The sequence below is a fragment of the Paenibacillus sp. P32E genome (assembly GCF_001909085.1).
In the GTDB taxonomy this organism is placed as follows: domain Bacteria; phylum Bacillota; class Bacilli; order Paenibacillales; family Paenibacillaceae; genus Paenibacillus_AQ; species Paenibacillus_AQ helianthi.
Map to the genome: position 1 here is coordinate 316,603 of NZ_LVYY01000024.1, position 23,276 is coordinate 339,878.

21 protein-coding genes are annotated in these 23,276 nt (G+C 52.6%); 15 read left to right on the plus strand and 6 right to left on the minus strand.

Annotation, left to right across the window (positions count from 1 at the left end; genetic code table 11):
- Positions 1–301 precede the first annotated feature (301 nt).
- From A3848_RS21245 to A3848_RS21285, 9 genes are all read left to right on the plus strand, one after another.
- Complete coding sequence (locus A3848_RS21245; RefSeq protein WP_074086836.1) at positions 302–1,333, plus strand: amidase domain-containing protein; 1,032 nt, start codon at positions 302–304, stop codon at positions 1,331–1,333.
- A gap of 19 nt (positions 1,334–1,352) precedes the next feature.
- Complete coding sequence (locus tag A3848_RS21250; protein ID WP_074086837.1) at positions 1,353–2,444, plus strand: D-alanine--D-alanine ligase; 1,092 nt, start codon at positions 1,353–1,355, stop codon at positions 2,442–2,444.
- A 48-nt stretch (positions 2,445–2,492) separates the two neighbouring features.
- Complete coding sequence (locus tag A3848_RS21255; protein ID WP_074086838.1) at positions 2,493–2,810, plus strand: hypothetical protein; 318 nt, start codon at positions 2,493–2,495, stop codon at positions 2,808–2,810.
- Positions 2,807–3,814, plus strand: a complete 1,008-nt coding sequence (uvsE, locus tag A3848_RS21260) for a UV DNA damage repair endonuclease UvsE (RefSeq protein ID WP_074086839.1) — start codon at positions 2,807–2,809, stop codon at positions 3,812–3,814. Before A3848_RS21255 ends, uvsE begins: the two co-directional genes overlap by 4 nt.
- Before the next feature lie 216 nt (positions 3,815–4,030).
- Positions 4,031–4,915 carry an inositol monophosphatase family protein gene (locus A3848_RS21265; RefSeq protein ID WP_074086840.1) on the plus strand — a complete coding sequence of 295 codons (885 nt, stop codon included), beginning with the start codon at positions 4,031–4,033 and terminating at the stop codon, positions 4,913–4,915.
- A 15-nt stretch (positions 4,916–4,930) separates the two neighbouring features.
- Positions 4,931–5,194, plus strand: a complete 264-nt coding sequence (locus tag A3848_RS21270; protein ID WP_074086841.1) for a hypothetical protein — start codon at positions 4,931–4,933, stop codon at positions 5,192–5,194.
- A 100-nt stretch (positions 5,195–5,294) separates the two neighbouring features.
- Positions 5,295–6,587, plus strand: coding sequence for a stalk domain-containing protein (locus tag A3848_RS21275; protein WP_074086842.1), 1,293 nt, complete (start codon positions 5,295–5,297; stop codon positions 6,585–6,587).
- Between the two features lie 114 nt (positions 6,588–6,701).
- Positions 6,702–7,277, plus strand: coding sequence for a peptide deformylase (gene def, locus A3848_RS21280; protein WP_244169737.1), 576 nt, complete (start codon positions 6,702–6,704; stop codon positions 7,275–7,277).
- 66 nt (positions 7,278–7,343) lie between these two features.
- Entirely contained in the window at positions 7,344–7,589 is a 246-nt protein-coding gene (locus A3848_RS21285) for a hypothetical protein (RefSeq protein ID WP_143192439.1), read from the plus strand.
- A gap of 147 nt (positions 7,590–7,736) precedes the next feature.
- On the opposite strand, the gene A3848_RS21290 is transcribed toward A3848_RS21285, so the two are convergent.
- Both A3848_RS21290 and A3848_RS21295 read right to left on the minus strand, forming a co-directional pair.
- The gene (locus A3848_RS21290; protein WP_074086845.1) at positions 7,737–9,053 is read right to left on the minus strand and encodes a glutamate-1-semialdehyde 2,1-aminomutase; all 1,317 of its coding nucleotides are present in this window, start codon (positions 9,051–9,053) and stop codon (positions 7,737–7,739) included.
- A gap of 123 nt (positions 9,054–9,176) precedes the next feature.
- The gene (locus A3848_RS21295; RefSeq protein ID WP_074086846.1) at positions 9,177–10,229 is read right to left on the minus strand and encodes an LCP family protein; all 1,053 of its coding nucleotides are present in this window, start codon (positions 10,227–10,229) and stop codon (positions 9,177–9,179) included.
- 103 nt (positions 10,230–10,332) lie between these two features.
- Between A3848_RS21295 and bcp the strand changes: the two genes are divergently transcribed.
- The gene (gene bcp / locus A3848_RS21300) at positions 10,333–10,800 is read left to right on the plus strand and encodes a thioredoxin-dependent thiol peroxidase (protein ID WP_074086847.1); all 468 of its coding nucleotides are present in this window, start codon (positions 10,333–10,335) and stop codon (positions 10,798–10,800) included.
- 124 nt (positions 10,801–10,924) lie between these two features.
- Positions 10,925–15,211, plus strand: a complete 4,287-nt coding sequence (locus A3848_RS21305) for a 2-hydroxyacyl-CoA dehydratase (RefSeq protein ID WP_256702507.1) — start codon at positions 10,925–10,927, stop codon at positions 15,209–15,211.
- Positions 15,212–15,302: 91 nt separating this feature from the next.
- Here the strand turns inward: A3848_RS21305 and A3848_RS21310 are convergent, their stop codons facing one another.
- Positions 15,303–15,998: a DinB family protein gene (locus A3848_RS21310; protein WP_256702508.1), complete on the minus strand. Its 696-nt coding sequence runs from the start codon at positions 15,996–15,998 to the stop codon at positions 15,303–15,305.
- 176 nt (positions 15,999–16,174) lie between these two features.
- On the opposite strand from A3848_RS21310, the gene A3848_RS21315 reads away from it, so the two are divergent.
- The gene (locus A3848_RS21315) at positions 16,175–16,630 is read left to right on the plus strand and encodes a MarR family winged helix-turn-helix transcriptional regulator (RefSeq protein ID WP_074086850.1); all 456 of its coding nucleotides are present in this window, start codon (positions 16,175–16,177) and stop codon (positions 16,628–16,630) included.
- Entirely contained in the window at positions 16,627–18,156 is a 1,530-nt protein-coding gene (locus A3848_RS21320; RefSeq protein ID WP_074086851.1) for a DHA2 family efflux MFS transporter permease subunit, read from the plus strand. Before A3848_RS21315 ends, A3848_RS21320 begins: the two co-directional genes overlap by 4 nt.
- A 90-nt stretch (positions 18,157–18,246) precedes the next feature.
- On the opposite strand, the gene A3848_RS21325 is transcribed toward A3848_RS21320, so the two are convergent.
- Together A3848_RS21325 and A3848_RS21330 are read right to left on the minus strand one after the other, a co-directional pair.
- A complete protein-coding gene (locus A3848_RS21325) occupies positions 18,247–18,546 on the minus strand; it encodes a zinc ribbon domain-containing protein (protein WP_074086898.1) in 300 nt (99 codons plus the stop codon).
- Between the two features lie 97 nt (positions 18,547–18,643).
- Entirely contained in the window at positions 18,644–19,585 is a 942-nt protein-coding gene (locus tag A3848_RS21330) for a helix-turn-helix transcriptional regulator (RefSeq protein ID WP_074086852.1), read from the minus strand.
- Between the two features lie 156 nt (positions 19,586–19,741).
- Here A3848_RS21330 and A3848_RS21335 point away from each other — a divergent pair, with 156 nt between their 5' ends.
- Positions 19,742–21,004 carry an MFS transporter gene (locus A3848_RS21335; RefSeq protein WP_074086899.1) on the plus strand — a complete coding sequence of 421 codons (1,263 nt, stop codon included), beginning with the start codon at positions 19,742–19,744 and terminating at the stop codon, positions 21,002–21,004.
- A gap of 35 nt (positions 21,005–21,039) precedes the next feature.
- Here the strand turns inward: A3848_RS21335 and A3848_RS21340 are convergent, their stop codons facing one another.
- Positions 21,040–21,714 (minus strand): DedA family protein, encoded by a 675-nt coding sequence (locus A3848_RS21340; RefSeq protein WP_074086853.1) that lies wholly within the window; start codon positions 21,712–21,714, stop codon positions 21,040–21,042.
- A 108-nt stretch (positions 21,715–21,822) separates the two neighbouring features.
- On the opposite strand from A3848_RS21340, the gene A3848_RS21345 reads away from it, so the two are divergent.
- Entirely contained in the window at positions 21,823–23,226 is a 1,404-nt protein-coding gene (locus A3848_RS21345; protein ID WP_074086854.1) for a polysaccharide deacetylase family protein, read from the plus strand.
- Positions 23,227–23,276: the final 50 nt, after the last annotated feature.

The window sequence follows — 23,276 nt, forward strand, 5'->3', positions numbered from 1 at the left end:
TGATGAAACTACATTTCAATATTTCGTGTATCATAAGTATAACGGTTACATAAGTGCGAGTAAAGTATTTTTTGCCGCAGAAAGGCCCGGATTATTCAATGGGATGTGAGGTTTGGTCCCTGGAAAATAAGGGGATTGCTAATTTAAGATACCCTTCGCCCTTCATCGCGTAAATGAGAGCCCGTTGTCCCGTCATCCCATAAACCAAAAGTGTTTCTTCTTTTTTCTAGCTGTATAGCTGCGAGGTTTTCCTCATATACATAGAGCAGCAGCCAAACAGGGATGAAGGGCGGGGAATGGAATGGAACAGAAGTGGAAGAAAAGCCTCTACGTGTACGTAGATCAAGTGAATAAAGGTCGTGTGGCCCCGGGAGTTGACCAGCCGCGCAGCAGTGCGGTCAGGGACCCGCGGTTTCTGCTGGAGCAGGGAGAGCGCTCCCGGCGTCTGGCGCAGTGGTACAAGCGGCGGGGCATAACACCGCTTCGTTCGGAGACAGGCGTCCGCACATTGCGGACGGTCCGGCAGAACCCGTCCGAGGTGGTTGCGGATGTAGCACTGCACAGTGCACTCTATTACGAGAAGGGCGGCATCACGCACCGTGAGGATGTCATTGAAACGGAGCGGCTGACTTTTGTGAGTGAAGGGGGCGCCTGGGAGATTACCGCTGTGGAGCGCAGCGTGCCTGAGCGGAATTCAATGCGCAAAGTGATAGGACCGGAGCCTCTGCTTCGGCTATCCAAATGGGGCGAGGTGCTCCCCGTGCCCCAGCCGTCGCAGCCATTGCTTAACAAGAGTATACTCCGCAGCATTGCCAGCGGCAAAGAAGTGCGCTACCGCCGGGAAGAGGCAGCCGCTTATGCCGACCGGTGGTGGAAGGACGGCAATCCGGAGTTCGAGGTATTTGATGTGGACTGCACTAATTATGTGTCCCAATGTCTCTTTGCAGGGGGGGCGCCTATCAACTATACTGGTAAAAGAGAAACGGGCTGGTGGTACAAAGGCTATAACGGCGCGCAGGAATGGTGGAGCTTCAGTTGGGCGGTGTCGGACAGTCTGCAGCGCTATTTAAGTGCAGTCCGGAGCAGCGGACTACGGGCCGAGGCGGTGGAACGGGCAGATCAGCTGATGCTCGGGGATGTTATCCAGTACGATTGGGACGGTAACGGCCATTATCAGCACAGCACGATTGTTACCGCTTTTGACGCAGCGGGACAGCCGCTGGTGAATGCGCGGACAGTCAGCAGCCGGCACCGCTTTTGGGATTATCGCGATTCCTATGCATGGACTGACAGAACAGCCTACCGTTTTTTTCATATTAATGACTACTTATAAATCAGAAAGAGGTTAGGGCATGAGTGACACAAAATTAACCGTAGGACTGGTGTACGGCGGCAAATCCGGGGAGCACGAGGTATCGCTGCAGACGGCCTTTGCGGTTATGAATGCTTTTGACTACGTTAAATATGAGATTATTCCTTTTTATATTTCGAAGCAGGGGCTCTGGAAGGTCGGAGCGGTGCTGGACGCACCTTTTGGCGCTATTGAGCAGTTGAAGCTGGGCGGCGAAGCCGGGGATATGGGCATGGCGTTAAATGCAGTATTCAGCGGTCTGACCGGCGGCAGCCAGGTGATTGATGTGATGTTCCCGCTGCTGCATGGTACCAACGGGGAGGACGGAACGATTCAGGGCTTGTTCGAAATGGCTAATATCCCGTATATCGGTGCAGGCGTGCTGGCATCTTCTGCAGGTATGGATAAAGTCGTGATGAAGAAGCTGTTCGGGGAAGCCGGGCTGGATCAGTGCGAATATTGCTATTTCAATATCAGTTCATGGAAACGCAAAAGCCATGAGCTGATCATCGGCCTGGAAGATAAGCTGGGGTATCCGGTATTCGTCAAGCCGGCCAATCTGGGCTCCAGTGTGGGCATTTCCAAAGCCGTGGACAAGGAAAGCCTGATCAAGGCGGTCGATTTTGCGTTCCGTTACGATACCAAAGTCATTATTGAAGAGTTCGTCGATGCGCGTGAGGTTGAAGTCAGTGTGCTCGGCAATGAGGAGCCTGAGGCTTCGGTTCCGGGTGAAATCGTCTCTTCTGGTGAATATTATGATTACGCGGCAAAATACACCGACGGCAAATCGCAGATGCTGATTCCGGCACCTGTGGACTCTGAGGTTGCAGACCGCCTGCGGGAATCCGCCATTCAGGCCTTCCGGGCCATAGAGGGCAGCGGCATTACCCGGGCCGACTTCTTCCTCCGCAAATCAGACGGAAAAATTCTCATAAATGAAGTGAATACGATGCCCGGCTTCACACCGTTTAGCATGTATCCGCTACTGTGGCGCGAGACGGGGGTATCCTATCAGGCGCTGCTGGACCGCATGATTGAGCTGGCGCTGGAGCGTTACCATTTCAAGCAGAACCTGAAGTACGACAACGAATAACATTTTGCGAGCGGCGGGGTGATTCCGGCCGGGAAGGAGAGGAACAGGATGGGATTTCAATCCGAATTCAATTCCGTGTGCAAGTTCAAGAATGAGCAGGAGCTGTACGAACTGCTGGAATACGGCCGCACCAAAATGGTTAAACAGGGCTTCCGCGTGTATCCGACCGGTCAGAAGGTTATCGCCTACACACCTGAGAATGTGGCGGTAGCCATTGTCAAAATTTCCGCGTCCATCGCGGAAATTAATTTTCAGGGCAATGAGGTTACCGCTGTGGAGATGGATCTGGTACGCAAGCTGAATGACGAAGAATCGAGGATACAGACGGCACTGGCGTATGAGATGTTTTTTGGGGAAGAAGGATGATTGTCCGGTTTGGCTATGTAGCTATGTCCACAGTCATTCCGGACTGCTCGCCCTCCAAAACCATGACCATGGCAAGCTTTAACAAGCTAAGTGACCGGGAGGCCGGAATCCGGCGGCTGGAAACTATCGCCCGCGGGAATCTCCACAATACCCTGCGTCTGCTGAAACATAATGTCGGCTCGGATATCCAGGTATACCGCCTGACCTCCAAACTGATTCCGCTGGCTACACATCCCGACATGCAGGATTGGAATCCTTTTGCCGCACTCACTCCTGATTTTGCCGAAGTAGGCAGCTACTTGAAAAAACACGGACTGCGGGTTTCTTTTCATCCCGACCATTTTACGGTTCTGAGTACTCCCCGGCCCGAGGTGCTGGCCAGCTCCATCCGCGATCTGCAGCATCATGTGGATATGCTGAATGCCATGGGCCTTCCCGCAACCGCGAAGAACAACATTCATATCGGCGGCGCTTACGGGGACAAGCCTGCGGCGGCTGCACGCTTCGTAGAGCAATTTGCGGTATTGCCGCAAGTATTGCAGGAGCGGATCACACTGGAGAATGATGACAAGACATTCACCGCGCCGGAGACCCTTGAGGTCAGCCGGAGGCTGGGGCTGCCGATGGTTCTCGATATCCATCATCAATGGGTGAATAATGAAGGCGAGCTTCCCTGGGAGCTGTGGCCGGAGATTCTGAAGACCTGGCAGACACCACTGGCACAGAGGGGTACGCTCCCCGGTGAGTGGCTGCCCCCGAAGATCCATGTCTCCAGCCCGCGCAGCCCTTCGGACCCTAGAAGCCATGCTGATGGTGTCGAGCCCGCACCTCTTCTGGCTTTTCTGAAGCGCATCGCTGCGGATACTCCGGCCGTGGATGCGATGATTGAAGCAAAAGCCAAGGACGGGGCGCTGTTCGATCTGATGGAAGCCCTGAAGGAGCTGGCTGAATCCGGGAACGGAATAAAGGTATTAGATGGAGCCAGCGTTAATATTGAACCATAAACCCCGCATAACCCGGGGCTAGAGGCGGGAAACGGGGCAAGGTATGACTTGATAAGTCCCTTGAAATAGGGTACGTTGAATGAAACTTAAGCAAGAAGAAGGTCAGCGCCGGGAACACCTGGCCTGGCCAATTGACGGATGTAAGTCTGATCCCAAAGAGCGAACATATGTCTTTACATATGAGAACAATTATGTTCAAGAAAGCGGAGTGAAGATATGAATCCTACAAATCCTGATAACCGGAATGACCGCGAGCCCTACGTAGTTACCAGTAAGGGGCATACGGCTGCAGCCATCAACGCCGCTGCCAAAGCGGGGGAATGGATCAAGAACAGACAGGGTCATGTGAAGGAGCTGGGCAGCAAGACGTCGGCCCAGGATCTGGTTACAGAAGTCGACAAAGGTGTGGAACAGATGATACGCCGGCTGATCCTGACCCATTATCCCGACCATGCCATTCTCGGGGAAGAGAGCGTTCTGCCTGGGGCAGACGCTTTGACCGCAGCCCTGGAAGAAGGGCTGAAGCATGAGTATTTATGGATTGTTGACCCGATAGACGGAACGACTAACTTCGTACATGGCTTTCCCTTTTATTGTGTTTCGATAGCCCTGGTAGTCAAGGGAGAGCTGACAGTGGGGGTCATCTATGACCCTATCCGGGATGAAATGTTTGTCGCGGAGAAGGGCAAAGGCGCTTATATGCACGGTATACCTACCTCCGTTTCTGCTGAATCAGACCCGGGAAGCAGCCTGGTAGCCATGGGCTTCCCTCCAGACCGTCTCTTTGCCCAGCCCGCCAACATGGCCGGGCTGCAGCAGATTCTGCCGCAGATCCGCGGCGTTCGTGCAGGCGGGTCTGCCGCTCTGCATCTGGCTTATGTGGCAGCGGGCCGGGTGGATGGTTATTGGGAAGTCGGCTTAAGTCCGTGGGACTGTGCAGCAGGTGTGCTTCTGGTATTGGAGTCCGGCGGCAAGGTGACGGATACGCAGGGCAATCCCTATGACATCGGTACACGTCATGTGGTGGCAAGCAATGGCCGAATCCATGATTTCCTTGTGGGTTCGCTGGAAGAAGCTAAGGCAACGGGATATAAGAAGTAGGAGGCGGCGGGAAGCATGAGCGAGAAGGACGATCTGGAGCGCAAGCTGAGTGAAATGCTGGAGGATGGCGAGATGGAGGAGACAGACCGGACCGCCAAGGAAATCCGCCAGATCTCACCCAAGTATGAGATTCGTATTCAGACCACACTTGATCCGATTGTGGAAGAAACGCTGCGCTACCGCAAATTCGGCCATGAGCTGGATGACAGATATGATAAATATCTGAAGCGTACGGAGAAAGGTAATGCCTTAATAGACACCGATGATATGAAGCAATAATAGATACATGCCAGAGCGTCTTCCCGATATCGGGAAGACGCTCTTTTGCATAGGCGGACTGGGTGTTAGAATGGAATTATACCAATTTGGGAGGGATACGATGCTGAACATATGGAAAAAAGTGTACACGGCTGGCACAAGCAGCCTGCTGCTGTTCACGTTATTGATCAGTGCAGGAGCGGGGTCTGCTAGTGCAGCTGAAGCAACAGTAACACAGGGGGCGGAGCCGGATGTTTTTCGCATCGTAGCTTTGGGGGATTCCATCACTGCCGGCTATGAGCCGGGAATGACCGATCCGAATGTGAAGCCTTACGGATATGCGGAACGTCTGCTGGAGCAAGGCTGGTATCATGGCAGAAGCGCTCTTAGCAACTATGGTATCCTGGGACTTACCACTACGGGGCTGCTGAATTATACCGCGGCTATTAAAGATGGAGCTGTTACAACTGCCGACGGGATACAGCCTGGACTTCCGGACCCGCGGATTCAACAATTTGCCGCACTCACACCACAGATCAAAACAGAGCTTGGTGAGGCGGATCTGATCACGCTGACGATCGGCGGAAATGATGTCAGCAGCCTGCTGCTTACGGCCAAAGATCTGACAGAAGAGGCGTTCAAGGCTGAGCTGGATCAGCTTTTGGCAAGCTACAGCACCAATGTGAAGACAGCTCTGGAGAATATCCGCACGGTTAATCCGCAGGCCACCATTCTGCTGGCTGATCAGTATCAGCCGGCGCCTAAGATTGCCGTGAGCAGCTCCTACCTGAAGCTGATGAGCGCTGCGCAACAGTTCACTTTGGCAGCAGAGGGTGTAGCGTCCAGCATGAACCAGCCGGGTGCTCCGGTAAAAGTGGCTCATGTGGCGGAGAAGTTCGCAGGTGTGGAAGCTTCGCTGACCCATATCATTGGCGCGGGAGCAGCGGATTTTCATCCAACCCAGCTGGGATATGAAACCATCGCCCGGGTTTTTGCCGAGTCCTATTGGGGAGAGTACCGTACGCCATCCGTCCCCGTCTGGACAGCCGCATCGGCACCTATGTCGATTGTGGTGAAGGGAGTGGAGCTGAATACGCCGAATAAGCCTATTCTGAAGAACGGCCAGAACTTCCTGGCGCTTAAGGATATTCTGAATGCTGTGGGTGCCAACGGCAAATGGGACAACAAAACCCAGAGTGCGAGCATTGTGTACGGTGGAAGAACCGTTGTGATTACCATCGGCTCCAAAACGATCAAGGTGAACGGGGCAGCTGTAACCGTTGATACGCCAGCGTTTCTGCAAAAGGTAGGCCAGGAGGATAAAACCTATCTGCCGCTTGCCGCACTCGCCACCGGCCTCGGCTTCGATGTGAATTACAGCAGCAAGCTGCGGACGGCTTTCATAAATCCATAAATCCATAAATACACATAAACTAAAGATAAATATAAAGATAAATATAAATTCAGCCCGTACGGCATAAAAGGTGGATGAATGTTGTTGTCTAGTGCAAAATATAATGCAGAATATATGATTACCATGGATGATATTGTGCGAGAGGGGGAGCCCGTGCTGCGCACGGTAGCTGAACCTGTACAGCTGCCCTTGCAGGCCGAGGATCAAGAGGCGCTGCAGTGCATGATGCAGTTCTTGAAGAACAGCCAGGATCCAGAAGTATCCGCCAAATACAAGCTGCGTTCGGGTGTCGGGTTGTCGGCCAACCAGATCGGACTGCTGAAGCGGATGTTCGTAATGTACCTGAGGGATGAGAAGGGCAACATGGTGGAGCAGGCTTGGGTGAATCCCAAGATCATCAGCCACTCGGTGGCGATGGTATATCTGCCGGAGAGCGAGGGCTGCCTGTCCGTGGACCGCCCGGTGCATGGCTTTGTGCCGAGATACGACTCCATAAAGGTCAAGGGATATAATATGAGCGGCAAGGAAGTCGTTATGAAATTCAGGGGCTATCAGGCCATTGTAGTTCAACATGAAATTGACCATCTGGACGGGATTATGTTCTATGACCGGATCAATCAGGAGAATCCGTTTAAGCTTCCCCAAGGCGTGAATATCCGTAGTCTTTATGAGCAGAAGAGCAACAGATAAGCCGGTTTAAACCGCTTTCCTCCGGGAGAGTGGTTATTCAGAATGAGACGGCAAAAGGGAGCTTATATGGATATAAACATAGACATACTGACGGTTACTTTTACCGTGCTGGCTCTCGTAATTGTCGGAGTTTTCCTGTACAGGATACGAAACGGGACATTTAAAAAGCATCTCATGGCGGAGAAGGCTATTGTAGTCAGCTATATCGTTGTATCGATGGCGGCATCCAATATGGCTTTTCTCCTTCGGCTGGTAATCACCTTATCCATTGCAGGAGTATTTGTTTACGGCCGCAGTAGGAGCACCCCATGAGAGGAGAGGTTAAACGGGAGAATCCGTTTGACTTTCACTAGCTGTGCGGTAACGCAAAAAACAGCCCACTGCGCTTATATCCGCAGTGGGTCTGTTTGTATTTAATGAGCTTCAGCGCAGCTGAGGCTGTTGCCTGCAAGGACTGTATTATTTCTCCGCCGCCATGGCCTGGAACGAAGCGTCTGCCGCTTCGAGAGTGAGGTCAATGTCGGCATCGGTATGAGCCGTGGTCAGGAACCAGGCTTCATACTTGGACGGGGCCAGGTTGATGCCGCGGTTCAGCATGTGACGGAAGAAGCTGGCGAACAGTTCGCCGTCTGTATCCTGCGCTTCATCGTAATTGGTCACCGGGTGGCTGCAGAAATGAGTGGAGAATGAGCCGCGGATCCGGTTAATGGTCAGCGGGATGCCATGGCGGTCAGCGGAAGCCTGAAGCCCTTCCGTCAAACGGATCGCCAGCCGTTCCATCTCGTCATACACGCCTTCGGCTGCAAGCACCTCCAGGCAGGCAATGCCTGCGGAGATTGAGGCCGGATTGCCTGCCATTGTTCCGGCCTGGTAGGCCGGGCCGAGCGGGGCAACCTGCTCCATGACATGCTTGCGGCCGCCGTAAGCGCCGATCGGCAGGCCGCCTCCGATAATTTTGCCCAGTGCGGTCAGGTCAGGAATGATATCCTCATGATGATCGAGTCCTGCATAGGTCTGGGTAGAACCGTAATGGAAACGGAAAGCGGTGATGACTTCATCGTAAATTACGAGGGAGCCATTGTCGTGAGCCTGCTTGCAGAGCCCTTCGAGGAAGCCCGGCTGCGGCATAACCATGCCGAAATTGCCGACAATCGGCTCTACCATGACCGCTGCGACATCCTTGCCCCATTTATCCAGCGCTTCGCGTAGTGCGTCCAGATCATTGAAGGGAACGGTAATGACCTCCTGGGCGATGCTTGCAGGTACTCCGGCGCTGTCGGGAATACCGAGAGTGGATGGACCCGAACCAGCGGCTACCAGAACAAGATCAGAATGACCGTGGTAGCAGCCGGCGAATTTGACAATCTTGCTGCGCTTCGTGTACGCGCGGGCGACACGGATTGTGGTCATGACGGCCTCAGTGCCAGAGTTGACAAAGCGGACTTTGTCCATCGAAGGGATGGCTTCTTTCAGCATCTTGGCCAGCTTGATTTCGAGCTGCGTGGGGGTTCCGTACAGCAGCCCGTTTTCTGCAGCCTTTGTAATAGCTGCTGTAATATGGGGATGGGCATGTCCGGTAATAATCGGTCCGTAGGCGGCCAGATAATCTATGTATTCATTGCCGTCTTCGTCCCAGAAGCGGGAGCCGCCGGCACGTTTCATGAAGACGGGAGCGCCGCCGCCTACAGCTTTGAAGGAACGGGAGGGGCTGTTGACGCCTCCGACAATATGCTGCAGGGCTTCCTCATACAAATGTTCAGATGTGGTACGGTTCATGGTTCATCATCCTTTCAATAGTAGTGGCACAAGGGAAAGGGCGAACCGCCGGATTCATCCGCTGTTCGCCCGCCCTAATGCCAAGCATAGGTTTATTTACGAATATCTCTGAAATGGAGTGCCTTATTTGCTCCCGGCGCTTGCCGAAGGGCTGCTGCCCGGTGAAGCAGAAGGCGATGGGGACGGCTCAGGACCAGTCAGCGTATCTTGAATGAACTGCTTCAGCTTGTCTTCGCTGCTGATGCCGATGACCGCAGAACCGCCGCTGGTTTTTTCTTCAGTAAGCAGCTCCATTGGGGGAATCTGTACGCTGCCGCCCATGGAGCTGTCATAGCCCACGGTAGCCAGCTTCCACATATCATTCACATCCAGGTTGGTATCAATGTAAGGGGTAACCTGAGACAGGATATTGGGAAGCTTGATAATGGATGTGGTGCTTATTACTTTGTCTGCAACCGCCTTAAGGAAGCCCCGCTGGCGCTCCGTCCGGGTGAAGTCGGAGGTAGCATCATGACGGAAACGCACATATTGCAGCGCCATACTGCCGTCGAGGTGCTGGAAGCCTTTTTTCAGATCAATGTCGTATTCCGGTCCATCGGCTTTGGTCTTATAGACCATGTCCTTCTCGACATCGTAATCGATCCCGCCAACGGCATCCACCAGCTTGATGAAGCCCTGAAAGTCGGTGTAGACATAATATTGAATCGGAATGCCGAGCAGATCGCTGACTGTCTGCATTGCCGTGTTGGGTCCATGAGTAATCGCCGTATTGATACGTTCTTTGCCGTGCTCAGGGATAGGAACATAAGTATCACGGAGGATAGAGAACACATAAAACTTCTTCTTGACTGGGTCAAGCGAGGCGACCAGCATCGTATCGGAGCGTGGTACTTCACCCTTCTTCACGCCTCGCGCATCGACACCCATAAGCAGGATGTTGACCGGCTCGGTACCTTCCCATTTAGGAGGCTGAATAACATCGGCCGAAGGAGAGGGGAGTGCCGCAAACGGTGAGTCTTCACCCGTCTTATGCAGATTGTCCATTTGATTATAGATCTCAGCAAAATAATAAATTGCCCCGCCGATAATGAGGAGAAGTATGATTGCCAGAGTCCAGAGCAGCGGTTTCTTTTTTGACTTACCGGCTTTTGCGTGCCGTTTCTTTCTTGGTGACATTTCGTTCTTCCTTTCCCATTCACATTCTCTACATTATAATTTCTTTTAGGTATACAAGCAATTTCGGAATATACATCCATATTATTAAGGAGCGAAACAGTAAATGAACGAACTTAAGGTCGGACAAGAAGTGCCGGATTTCACCCTTCCCGCTTCAACTGGACAGAACATCAGCTTACGGGATTACCGGGGCAGCAAGGTAGTGCTGTATTTTTATCCGAAAAATATGACGCCTGCCTGTACCCAGGAGGCCTGCGAATTCCGTGACGCCGGGGACCCGATTGCCCGGGGCAATGCAGTTCTGCTGGGAATCAGCCCGGACAGCCTGTCTTCCCACGCGAAGTTCATCGAGAGGAACAGTCTGCCGTTTCCGCTGCTCTCCGATGAGGAGCATAAGGTAAGCCAATTATTCGGAGTCTGGCAGCTTAAGAAACTGTACGGCAAAGAATTTATGGGTATTGTGCGCTCTACCTTTCTGATTGATGAGCAAGGCCTTTTGGTCAAAGAATGGCGGAAGGTTCGGGTCAAAGGACATGTTGAAGCAGTATTGGGAGAAATCATGAATAAATAAGTATGCTAGTAATTAATTGTAAATGTCTGTAACATTTCTAACAGCCTCTATAAGGCGCTCTCATGATATAGTTGCCTCATATTACTTCAAATTTGGAGCAAGGCATGGTGATGAGGGCATGATGATGCTGCGTATTGGGCTGGACGTCGGATCAACTACGGCCAAATTGGTTGTTATGGAACGTGATACGATTATATATCAGGATTATGTGAGACATTTTAGCGATATAAAAAAAGCTGCGCTATCCCTCCTGTCGGATGTGCGGGACAGGTTCCCGGATCGTGAGGCTGCACTTACTGTAAGCGGTTCCTCCGGCTTGTCTCTCTCGAAGCTTGGCGAGGTCCCCTTTGTTCAGGAGGTCATTGCCTGCACGAAAGCGATCAGCGAGCTGATCCCGCAGTGTGATACAGCGATTGAGCTTGGCGGAGAGGACGCCAAAATCATCTATCTCAGCGGCGGCATTGAGCAGCGGATGAACACGGCCTGTGCGGGCGGCACGGGAGCATTCATTGATCAGATGGCTTCCCTGCTGCAGACAGACCCGGCGGGCTTGAATACCCTGGCCGAACAGCATGAAAGGATCTACCCTATCGCATCGCGTTGCGGTGTATTTGCCAAAAGCGATGTGCAGCCGCTGCTTAATGAAGGCGCCCGCCGCGAGGATGTGGCGGCTTCTATTTTTCAGAGCATCGTCAACCAGACGATCAGCGGACTGGCCTGCGGACGCCCGATCCGCGGACGGGTAGCCTTCCTGGGCGGACCGCTGACCTTCCTGCCCGCGCTGCGGCAACGTTTTGCAGAGACCCTTGGACTGAACGAAGGGGATGTACTGTTCCCGGAGCGTTCACAGTATTTTGTCGCTATCGGTTCAGCACTGTCACAGAACGATCCGCTGGTTCTGCCGCTGTCCGGCTGGCTGGCCCGGCTCGACGCCGTGGACTTCTCAGCCGACCGCGCTGAGGATGCCGAGCTGCAGCCGCTGTTCGCGACGCCGGACGATCTGGCGCAGTTCCGTCTCCGCCACGGCCAGGCGGCAGCTCCGCGCTCTGAACTGGATACATATCGCGGTCCCTGTTATCTCGGCATTGATGCCGGGTCTACCACAACCAAGCTGGTAATTACCGGCTCAGCAGACGAAATCCTCTATACCTTTTATGGAAGCAACAAAGGCAATCCCCTGCAGTCTGTAAGCGATGCTCTGAAGGAGATTTACCGGATTCTGCCGGAGGGCTGTCATATTGCCGGTGCCTATGCAACCGGTTATGGCGAAGGCCTGGTCAAGGCAGCGCTTCGTACAGATGGAGGCGAAGTGGAGACGGTAGCCCACTATAAGGCAGCCTTCAAGTTCATGCCGGAGGTTGATTTCATCCTCGATATCGGCGGACAGGATATGAAGTGCATCAAGATCCGCGGCGGCGCCATCGACAGCCTCATGCTGAACGAAGCCTGCTCCGCGGGCTGCGGCTCCTTCCTGGAGAGCTTTGCGTCAGCTCTGGAGCTAGGCATTGGAGAATTTGCCGCAGCCGCATTGGAATCCACGGAGCCGGTCAACCTGGGCTCGCGCTGTACGGTCTTTATGAATTCCAAAGTGAAGCAGGTTCAGAAGGAAGGCGCCACTCTAGCCGATTTATCGGCAGGGCTTGCGTATTCCGTTATTAAGAATGCGCTGCAAAAGGTAATCAAAATCCGCAACCCAGAGGATCTGGGACGCAATATCATCGTGCAGGGCGGTACCTTTTATAATGAGGCGGTGCTTCGGGCGTTTGAACTGCTCACCGGAAGAACCGTGGTCAGACCGGATATTGCCGGTGTGATGGGCGCTTACGGGTGTGCGCTGATTGCCAGAGAGCATGCTGGACTTGACGGAACCAGCACCCTTCTGGGACCCGAGGAACTGGAAGCCTTCAAATATGAAGTCTCTCCGGGCCGCTGCGGCCTTTGCGCCAACAACTGTGCACTGACGATCAGCCGCTTCCCCGACAAGAGCTTCCATGTAACTGGAAACCGCTGTGAGCGCGGGGCCGGAGGCAAGAAAGAGAAGAATAGCCTTCCGAATCTGATGCAATATAAATATGAACGGTTTTTTGATTATGAGGGGCTGCCTGAGGAGCAGGCGCAGCGGGGGACGGTCGGCATTCCGCGGACTATGAATATGTTTGAGAACTACCCGTTCTGGCATACCTTTTTTACCACACTGCGCTACCGGACGGTGCTGTCGCCGAAGTCCAGCAAGAAGCTCTACGAGAGTGGAATGGATACCATCCCTTCGGAATCCATTTGTTATCCGGCGAAGATGGCCCATGGTCATGTCCAGAGCCTGCTTAGCAAGGGAGTCGATTTCATTTTTTACCCGGCTGTTGTGTACGAGAAGAAGGAAGATGACGCGGCGCAGAACCATTTCAACTGTCCAGTGGTGGCCTCCTATCCCGAAGTCATCCGCAACAACATGGATGGGCTAAAAGAAAAAGGCATACCGCTCGTGAGTCCATTTCTGACCTTTGATGATATCCCGGCGCTGACCCGGGTTCTAGTGAAGACTTTTATGGATATTCCCAAGGAAGAGATTGCCGCTGCCGTGCAGACCGGTCTCACCGAAGCCGAACGGGCCAAAGCAGATCTGCGAAACAAAGGCGAAGAAACGCTCGAATTCCTTACTCATAGTGATACCAAGGGGATTCTGCTCTGCGGACATCCCTACCATGCAGACCCTGAGATTAATCATGGCATTGCTGAGATGATTACGGGCATGGGGCTGGCTGTGTTGACCGAGGATTCAGTCTGTCACCTGGACCGCAGTGAAGGGGATGTGGGAGTAGTTAACCAGTGGACCTATCATGCCCGGATGTACCGCGCAGCCCGTCTGGCCGCCAGCAGAAACGATTTGGAGCTGGTGCAGCTGACCTCGTTCGGCTGCGGTATTGATGCCATCACATGCGATGCGGTTCAGGACATTATGGAACGCAATAACAAGGTATATACCTTAATCAAGATTGATGAGATCAGCAATCTGGGTGCCGCGCGCATCCGTCTGCGGTCCCTGCTCGCGGCCATGCGCGAACGGGAGAAGGGCGATGTTCAGCCTCAGCTTCTTTACAAGACACAGGCCAACGTGCCTTTTACAAAGGAAATGAAGGAAACCTACACTATTCTGGCTCCGCAAATGTCACCGATTCATTTCGAACTGTTCGAACGGGTCTTCCGTGACGCCGGATACCGGCTCAAAATCCTGGAGAGCACCGGACCGAAGGAGACAGAGGAGGGTCTCAGATATGTAAATAATGATGCCTGCTATCCGGCGATTGTCACCATCGGACAAATGCTGTCGGCACTAAAGAGCGGAGACTATGATCCGGACCGGACCGCTGTGATTATGTCGCAGACGGGGGGAGGCTGCCGGGCAACTAATTATATTTCACTGCTGCGCAAGGCACTGAAGGACTCCGGGCTGGGGCAGATTCCGGTAATTTCGCTGAATGCCTCCGGAATGGAGAACCAGCCCGGCTTCCGCATTAGCCTGAAGCTGGCAAACCGCCTGATTGCAGCCGCGTGTTACGGCGACCTGATGATGCGTCTGCTGCACCGCTTCAGACCGTATGAGGTGATTCCGGGAAGCGCCCAGGCCTTGTTCCGCAAAGGGATGGACCGCTGCAAGTCCAGCCTGTCTACCTTCTCGTTCAGGGAATACAAACGTCTGACCCGGGAGATCGTGGCAGAATTCAGCCAACTCCCTGTGATTAGAGCCGTGAAGCCGCGAGTGGGAATCGTGGGTGAAATCCTGATCAAATTTCATCCGGATGCCAACAATCACATCATTGAGATGATTGAAGCCGAGGGCGGCGAAGCGGTCATGCCGGATTTCCTGGATTTCATTTTCTATTGCGTCTACAATCCCATTTACAAAGCTGAGCAGTTCGGTAAAAGTAGAAAGCTGGGCTACATTAATCCAATGCTGATCTCTTATCTGGAAATTTACCGCAAACCAGTTAAGGTGGCGCTGGAAGAAGCAGGACTGGCCAAAGGGCGAGAGAATATCTACGGACTGGCCGAGAAGGCCAGCCGCCTGGTCTCTGTGGGCAACCAAATGGGCGAGGGCTGGTTCCTGACTGCGGAAATGATGGATCTGCTGGATAACGGGGTTAATAATATTGCTTGTATCCAGCCTTTCGCCTGTCTGCCGAATCATATTACCGGACGGGGAATGATTAAGGGGCTGAAGGATCTGTATCCCGGCGCCAACATTGCCGCCATTGATTATGATGCGGGGGTCAGTGTCGTGAACCAGGCGAACCGGATCAAGCTCATGATGTCTATCGCCAGCGGGCTGGAGAACCGTGCCCCCCTCCCTACCCCAAAGGTGAAAAAAGGCAGCACGGTTAAGCCTGTAATAGTGGGCATTAGAAGCGATCTATAATTAGCTTAAATAAATTCAAAGAGCGCGCCCTTTGCAAGATGGGGTGCGCTCTTTATTTTGGATGCCGGATTCAATGAGCTTAGGAGTCCTGTTATTTTTGCAGTTTCAGCTTGATCCGCATGGCTTTATTCAAATGAACGAAGTTATGCCTCGTGGCAGGCATCAGCACCAGGCCCGCAATGGTCTTGCTCCCCCAGTAATCAATGAGCCATTGTTCCGATTCTTTCACAGCGCCTTCCCCGAAAATTCTGCTGATCTGCGCGGGACCGGGTTTGGCCCGAAATTGCCCGGGCTGCAGAGCAGCGATGATGGACCGTGTCCGTGCTGCTACGGCCTGACGGTAAGCCAGCAAAGCTTCAATGTGGACCGTTTCACTGAATTCGGCGATTTCCTCTTCGCTCATCCCGTTTCCGGAATGAATAAAAGGGGTTTGAAGCTTGTCGGCAAAATGCCCGGAATGAAGAATTTGTTCACTGCCTGCAATGAGGATATTCATGGTAATGTCCTCAATTCGGGCACTGTGCCAAATATGCCACACGATCGAATTATTACTGTTAACGGTATGTACCGGATAACTGCGCAGGGTTTGCTCGCGGAGATCTTCCAACAGCACATCTTCATAGGCTACCTGTCCCTGATTCGTACCATCCGAGGCGTACAGGTTGGCATGGAGCTCCAGGAACAGAGCTGCCGCATTAGTATGCTCCTCAGGTTTTGTAATGATTCCAGTCAATTGCTTATGCTTGGCGCTCCAGATTGTCCGTGCTTCAAGATTCAAGAGGCTCACCGCTTCCGCTTTAATGTTGTCATTCTTCTAAAGTATATATTAAACCGGAAATACTCCAAATACCAAAATGATAGTTTCAGAAATTTTCAGTAAATGGTTGACGAATAAATAAGTAAATAGTAAAATAGTTCGCATGCGAAGTATTATTGAGTATGTGAATTTCATGGAGGTAATGAGTGTTGGAGGATAAAGAGCAGCAATTGGATGAAATCTTTTCTTCGTTCCGTTGTATCATCCATAATTTTCAACAGCTGATGTGGAAGGATGCAGACGAGCTGGGCATTACATCTACCCAGTTAATGGTCTTGCGTAAATTGGCGGCTCACCCTGATATAGGGATCACGGAGCTTGCGGACCTGTTGCATTTGGGGAACAGCGCTGCGAGCGGTGTAGTGGACCGGATGGTAAAGGCTGGACTGATAACCAGACAACGCTCAGAGAGCGACAAACGCATATTTAGGCTGGCAATGACTGAGAAAGGCCTGGAGATCAGGGAGCGAAGCAAACAGTCGCTCAGAAGCCATCTGGAGCCATTGTCGAACATACCCGCAGAAGATGCCAAAGAGCTGCTGCGATTGCATGGTGAAATTATTAAAATTTTAGAACAAGGGAGAGAGAACAAGAAGCTATGAGTACAATATCTGCTAACGCTGGCTCGCCGTCGAAGACGATACGCAGAGGCCCCATTATTGCAGCCCTTCTGATAGGCGCATTCGTAGCGCTGCTGAATCAGACGCTGATGAATGTGGCACTGCCCAAAATGATGGAGGACCTCAATATTGCCGCCAATACGGCGCAATGGCTGACCACAGGATTTATGCTGGTGAACGGGGTGCTTATTCCAATCAGTGCCTTTCTGGTGGAGAAGTTTACCACCCGTCAATTATTTACAACGGCAATGATCCTTTTTTCTATAGGAACGCTGGTCTGTGCCATAGGGACCGGATTTGAGATGATTATGGTCGGCAGAGTGATCCAGGCTGTCGGCGCAGGTATTCTAATGCCGTTGATGAACATCGTCTTCCTGCGGATCTTCCCGATTGAAGAGCGCGGTAAAGCGATGGGTCTGATGGCAGTCGCCATGATTTTTGCCCCGGCTGTAGGACCTACGCTGTCCGGCTGGGTGGTTCAGAACTATTCCTGGCGGGTGCTGTTCTACATTGTGCTTCCGCTGGCTATTTTCTCCACGCTGCTGGGGATGAAGACGATGCAGAATGTCGGAAAGCTGACTTCACCCAGATTGGATAAATTGGGTGTGGTCCTGTCCACGCTTGGTTTCGGCGGATTGCTGTATGGCTTCAGTGATGCCGGTACAGACGGCTGGAACAGCCCGACAGTATATGCCTGCCTGATTCTTGGCGTTGTATCTTTGGCATTGTTTGTATGGCGTGAGCTTACCACCGACAAGCCGCTGCTCGAGTTCCGTATATTCCGGTACAATATGTACTCATTGACTACAGTCATTAACATTATTGTTACGATGGCACTGTATTCCGGTATGATCCTGCTGCCGATCTATCTGCAGACGATCCGTGGCTTTACACCTATGGAGTCGGGGCTGATGCTGCTGCCGGGTGCAATTCTTATGGGCGTAATGTCTCCGATCACAGGGATTATTTTTGATAAAATCGGTGCCAGATGGCTGTCCGTTATCGGTCTGGTTATTACTACCGTTACCACTTGGGAATTCAGCCAGATTACCCATACAACTACGTACACCCACCTGATTCTGACGTACACAGCCCGGATGTTCGGGATGTCCATGCTGATGATGCCAATTGTAACCGCCGGTCTGAACCAGCTGCCGCAGCGCTTGGCTTCACACGGAACCGCAATGTCGAATACGCTGCGGACGGTCGGCGGAGCACTGGGGATGGCGCTATTCGTCAGCCTGATGACCAACCGTACGAAGAGCAACATTACGGATGCTGTAATGAGCGGAGCTGTATCCCAGACCGACAAGGCGGCAATGCTCAAACTTACACAGGATGCCACGATCAACGGGATTACCCATGCGTTTACCGTAGCTACCTGGGTAACCGTTGTGGCCCTGGTGCTGGCCTTGTTCATCAAGAAAACCTCTCCGCAGCCTGACTTCCTGAAAACGGAAGAGGCGGAGCCTGTGCAGCTACAGAAAGTGAAGTCACAGCAGGCATAAGCTACTTACTTGCAAGAACTTGTACTCATATCTATGAACAAAAGGACTATCCGCTATGGATAGTCCTTTTGCTGATACATTGTCCCTTGTTTACAGGGATTTTTGGACCTCGGCCCCTGTACTCCAGCGCTTCAAACGCGGCAGGCTGTTAGCCAGAATACTTCGTGCCTCAGCTTCATCCATGCCCTCCTCTACCATGTATCCGGCGCACAGATCAGCCATCTCTTCCATGGTAGTCTCCGGTTGCTTGAATTCTCCACTCTCGTAGCAATATACACAATACTCTTCCGTCTTGCTGCCTTCGCGGTCAGTGCCCTGCAGCTCTGCCTCAGCCATCGGCATTCCGCAGCTTTGGCAGATGGGGATTCCGCTTTCACGGGATGCTGTCATTTCCACTATTAACACGCTCCTTGGATATGGATTGGGCTCCTTCAGCCCGTATTCCTCCACAGTATAAAATACCAAACCTGACAACATACCTTCAGGTTTACAAGCTGTCTTTATATTTGGCGGCGATTTCTGCTGCGAGTCCGGCCAGTTTGCGGCGGATCGGTTCCGGTTCCAGTACCTCCACAACCGTTCCGAAGCTCAGCAAAAATCCGTACAGCCAATTGTTTTCCGCATAAGCTACCTTAACGGTGTATCCGCCGTCTCCAGCCGGTTCCAGCTCTTCTGAATCGAAGTAGTCCTCCGCCAGATGTCTGCCCTCCGCCGAAAAATGCAAGACGATAGCTTGTGTGTGCAGCGGTTCTTTCCAGCCTTCTGTCCAGGGCAGATCCTTCAGCGGAATATCCAGGCGCTCGTAGCTTCGGGTTTCTTTGACCAGTGCCTTCATTCGCTGCAGCTTGAACAGCCTGAAATCCTGACGCTCAGTGCAGTAACCATATAGATACCACCCCGCACCTTTATGTACTAGTGTATAAGGCTCCACAGACCGGTGGCTGACCCCGCCGTCTGCATCGACATAATCAAAAGCTACGGCAGTGCTCTCCTCCAGCGCCTCCTTGAGAAGGGACAGACGCTCTTCCAGCAGACCCTGCAGCCCCCAGGGGGAGAAGTCGACAATCAGCTGGGTTGTTTTGGTGCGGAAGGCCTGCGACTTGGAGGGAGGAATAACGCTGCTGATTTTTTCCATAAGCAGGTTGTGTCCACCTCCACCGTAGGAGGAGACGCTCTGCAGAGCTGTGAAAATATCCGCTAGTTCGCGTTCGGTGAGGACATTGCGGTCCAGCCGGTATCCTTCCATAAGGCCAATGCCGCCATTGGCACCCTGATAGGTGACGACGGGGATACCCGCGCCGTTAATACTATCGATATCACGGTAAATAGTGCGTACAGACACCTCGAACATCTCGGCCAAATCCTTGGCCTGAACCAGGGGCCGGTTCATCAGCAATATGACAATGGAGAGCAAACGGTCTATTTTCACACAAACGTCCTTCTTTCCGGTAGGATTCGTACTCTCATTATCCCTGTATTCTTACGTGGAATCAAAGCAAATAAAAGCTTGCCAAATCACATATATTAGAATAACATCTAATTAGATAATTATTTAATGATGAATGTGAGGGTAAGCGTTGTGAACATGAATGGATTGAAAGACAGCTCCGTGGCAGTGCGGACAAGGAATAAGGGAGGGTATTCACGGCTGTTCACAGCAGGTCTTGTAAATGGCATCGGTGACCGGTTCAGTAGTATCGCCATGCTGGCACTCATTCTAAAGGTGACTGGCTCGGGAATGGCGGTAGGGATCGCACTGGGGGTAAGAGTTATTCCCTATCTGTTCATGGCCCCTCTTGCCGGGATACTGGTCTTGAAAATACCGCGCAAAACCCTCATGATGGCCGTTGATATCCTGCGGGTGCCGATTGCACTGTCCTTTCTGCTGGTGGATGGGGAGGACAAGTTATGGCTGCTCTATGCAGGGAGCTTTATTATGGCGGCTGGGGAGGCGATTTACAGTCCGGTGCGCAAATCTTCGATTCCACTGCTGGCCGGACCGGATGCTTTGCTTAAGATCAATAGCCTGGAGCAGTTAATGACCGGATGTGTACTCATCCTCGGGGCATTTACAGGTGGAATTGTGTCCCTGTGGTGGGGGCCGAAGATGGGTTTTGTCCTGAATGCAGCCTCTTTCCTGCTGGCGGCACTTCTGATCCGGGGCATATGGTTTCCGGAGAATGCTGACAGTGGGGATGAACAGAGTGCAGACTCTGATTCAGCAGAGTTACAGCAGGGATTTCGGAGACGGGCTGGCCGCGTACAGACTCTCAAAATTCTGATTGGCGGCAGTCAGGTGCTGCAGATTATTATGGCCTACGAGTTACTGGTGCCCATTATCAATGGCTGGGACAATGTGCTGATCAGCGTGTATGCTGTGCAGGTTTTTCATGCGGGGGATGCCGGAGTCGGAGCCTTTTATGGCGCGCTGGGCATCGGACTCAGCCTTAGCTTTTTTGCCGGACGGCTACTGAAGAAGAGGCTGCTATCTATCGCGCTTGCCGGATTACTGCTGGAGGGAATTCTGCTGATGAGCATCAGCGGCAGCAGCCACTTTGGAGCGGCCTTTGTCCTTTATATTCTGCTGTCGCTGTGCGGAGGGATAGGCAATGCCTGTCTCGATACACTGGTGATGAGGAATACGCCTCAGGCCCAGCAGCCGGTGGTTTTTGGAATATTGGCAGCGATCAGCGGATCTTTGATTGGAGTGTCCATGTTTGGTGCAGGCTGGCTGCTGGATATGATGGGGCCGAGGGCGCTGGGCTTTACAGGTGGAGCCGGCTTCGCAGGGGTGGCCTTGCTGCTTGGAGGTTTTTCATTGCTGCGCCGGCGCCGGGAGAACAGGTGAAATCAGTCATTTCAGCAACGATAGGGGACAAATCTTCACTTGGAAGGTTCCTTGACCTTGACGTTCACTTTTGAATCCAGGTTCATACTTCCTTTGCGCCGGAGAAGACGGGCGCTGATGCTACGCCGGCAGCGGTAGAGGATAATAAGGGCTGCAAGACCGGCGATACCGGAGACAATCCAGACCGCATTCTGTTCGATGAGGTGAAAGATGCCCATCCACTGCGGACCGAACACTTTTCCGATTCCCAGAAAAAGCACTACCCATAACAGGGCACCGCTGTATGCATAGAGGGCAAATTTCCGGAACGGCAGGGCGGTAATGCCGGAAAAATAGCCGGTAAAATGCCGGACTCCAGGAATGAAGTAGCCTATGGAAACCAGTATACTGCCATAGCGGTCGAACCAATGCTGCGTTTTCTCCAGCTTGGTCTCTGAGAACAAAAACCATTTTCCATAACGGCGAATAAAAGGAAGCCCGGCCTTAAGTCCGATGAAATAAGTCACAGTCATGCCAATTGTAGTTCCGGCAAAAGCTACGGCAATCAGTACAAAGAAGTCAAGTCTGCCGGTATAGGACAGGAAGCCCGCAAATGCCATAGTAGTCTCCCCCGGAAAAGGCAGGGCCACAAACTCCAGCAGAAGTCCGAAGAATAGTACACTATATCCGTAACTCGCGAACAATTCCTGTATCCAATTCAACATTTCCATAGGTCGTCACTCTCCAAGGGCACCATGCCTAAGTCTATTTCGCAGCTTGTCTTCATACAATCTACCAAACAGCGCAAAAAGCGCAATAGAATGCTGGAGGTAGAGAAGATGAAAGAAAGCCGGAAAAATCATATTCGCCCGATCGTTCTAAGCGGGCTGCTTGCTATGGCAGTTCTAATATTTGCAGTAGGGGGATGGGCTGTACTCTATAAGAATAATCTTCCGGCTCCCGTGAAGCAAGATTTGGCCCCGGTAGCGGCGAATTCCGGACAGCTTCAGACGAAGCCGGGCTCCTCTTGGAATGCAGGGGTGTATTCGCCAAACCGACTTTCACAGGCAGCAGGGAAAGTTATGGCTCCAAGAATGGTTATAACCCCGGCGAAAGCTGCTGTTAAGGCAGAAGCTGCTGTGTCAAAGAATAATGCCCAAAATCATCTTCCTGCGCCCAACAAGCACAAGACAGTCTACTTAACATTTGACGACGGCCCCAGCAAAATCACTTCGAAGGTGCTGGAAATCCTGAGGCAGCAAGGGGTAAAGGCGACTTTTTTCGTGCTTGGGGAGCAGGCCAGACAGCGGCCGGAGCTGATCAATGCTATATGGGAGCAGGGCCATTCCATCGGCAATCATACCTATAATCATAATTACCATGATCTATATAGCGGGTTTACGGAGTTTTGGTCTCAAATCAAGCAAACCGAGGAGATTGTCCGCAATATCACAGGGGTGCGCCCGCAGCTTATTCGTGCGCCAGGTGGGACGTTTGGACATTTCGACCAGACGTATTTCCATCTGCTGAAGCAAGCGGGCTATTCCGTCATGGACTGGACAGTAGATAGCGGGGATTCCAGGCGGAAAGGGGTGCCTGCTGCGGATATTTTGAAGGAATCGGTAGCAGATATGAACGCTTCCCGCGTGATCCTCCTGCTGCATGACGGGGGCGGCCATGAACAGAGTGCCAAGGCTTTGCCGGAAATCATCCAGCGCTACAAGTCTGCCGGATATGCTTTTGGTGTACTGGATGCAGAGATGCAGCCTGTCCAGTTCAGAGTATCGGACGCAGCAGCCAAAGCCAGTCGTAACGGGCCTTCCAGGGACTGGATTGCCGCAAATATAGCTCCTAACCGTGAACTGTTCACCCCGGGCAAAGCGCTGGCACTGGAGGTGGGTCTGCTGGAAACCAAGCTGCTGCCCGGGGAATACAGCATCAGCGAAGGACAGTACAGGGTTCCGCTGCGTGCAGTGGTGGAGCGGCTTGGCGGCCGGGTTAACTGGGATTCAGCCAGCCGCACCGGCAAAGTTGTCTGGAATGGCCGGGCCATCATAGCGGATGCTGCGCGCAAACAACTAACCATAACAGGTGCAGATGGCAGACAGCAGGTCCGCAGTGCGGATGTGCAAATGATCGGCTCTTCACTGTGGGTTTCGCTTCGGGGGCTGCTGGAGGCTGCCGGTCATGCACCGCTGACTACAGCAGTGACCGTAGACGAGCGCAGGGTAAAAACGCTTTGAAATGGAGCTGAACAGGAGGTCTAGGCACTCTTTTTCGTGGGAAGAATAGA

Coding starts and splice junctions, on each gene's coding strand:
- A3848_RS21245 (WP_074086836.1), top strand. CDS start 302: ATGGAACAGAAGTGGAAGAAAAGCCTCTACGTGTACGTAGATCAAGTG.
- A3848_RS21250 (WP_074086837.1), top strand. CDS start 1,353: ATGAGTGACACAAAATTAACCGTAGGACTGGTGTACGGCGGCAAATCC.
- A3848_RS21255 (WP_074086838.1), top strand. CDS start 2,493: ATGGGATTTCAATCCGAATTCAATTCCGTGTGCAAGTTCAAGAATGAG.
- uvsE (WP_074086839.1), top strand. CDS start 2,807: ATGATTGTCCGGTTTGGCTATGTAGCTATGTCCACAGTCATTCCGGAC.
- A3848_RS21265 (WP_074086840.1), top strand. CDS start 4,031: ATGAATCCTACAAATCCTGATAACCGGAATGACCGCGAGCCCTACGTA.
- A3848_RS21270 (WP_074086841.1), top strand. CDS start 4,931: ATGAGCGAGAAGGACGATCTGGAGCGCAAGCTGAGTGAAATGCTGGAG.
- A3848_RS21275 (WP_074086842.1), top strand. CDS start 5,295: ATGCTGAACATATGGAAAAAAGTGTACACGGCTGGCACAAGCAGCCTG.
- def (WP_244169737.1), top strand. CDS start 6,702: ATGATTACCATGGATGATATTGTGCGAGAGGGGGAGCCCGTGCTGCGC.
- A3848_RS21285 (WP_143192439.1), top strand. CDS start 7,344: ATGGATATAAACATAGACATACTGACGGTTACTTTTACCGTGCTGGCT.
- A3848_RS21290 (WP_074086845.1), bottom strand. CDS start 9,053: ATGAACCGTACCACATCTGAACATTTGTATGAGGAAGCCCTGCAGCAT.
- A3848_RS21295 (WP_074086846.1), bottom strand. CDS start 10,229: ATGTCACCAAGAAAGAAACGGCACGCAAAAGCCGGTAAGTCAAAAAAG.
- bcp (WP_074086847.1), top strand. CDS start 10,333: ATGAACGAACTTAAGGTCGGACAAGAAGTGCCGGATTTCACCCTTCCC.
- A3848_RS21305 (WP_256702507.1), top strand. CDS start 10,925: ATGCTGCGTATTGGGCTGGACGTCGGATCAACTACGGCCAAATTGGTT.
- A3848_RS21320 (WP_074086851.1), top strand. CDS start 16,627: ATGAGTACAATATCTGCTAACGCTGGCTCGCCGTCGAAGACGATACGC.
- A3848_RS21325 (WP_074086898.1), bottom strand. CDS start 18,546: ATGACAGCATCCCGTGAAAGCGGAATCCCCATCTGCCAAAGCTGCGGA.
- A3848_RS21335 (WP_074086899.1), top strand. CDS start 19,742: ATGAATGGATTGAAAGACAGCTCCGTGGCAGTGCGGACAAGGAATAAG.
- A3848_RS21340 (WP_074086853.1), bottom strand. CDS start 21,714: ATGGAAATGTTGAATTGGATACAGGAATTGTTCGCGAGTTACGGATAT.
- A3848_RS21345 (WP_074086854.1), top strand. CDS start 21,823: ATGAAAGAAAGCCGGAAAAATCATATTCGCCCGATCGTTCTAAGCGGG.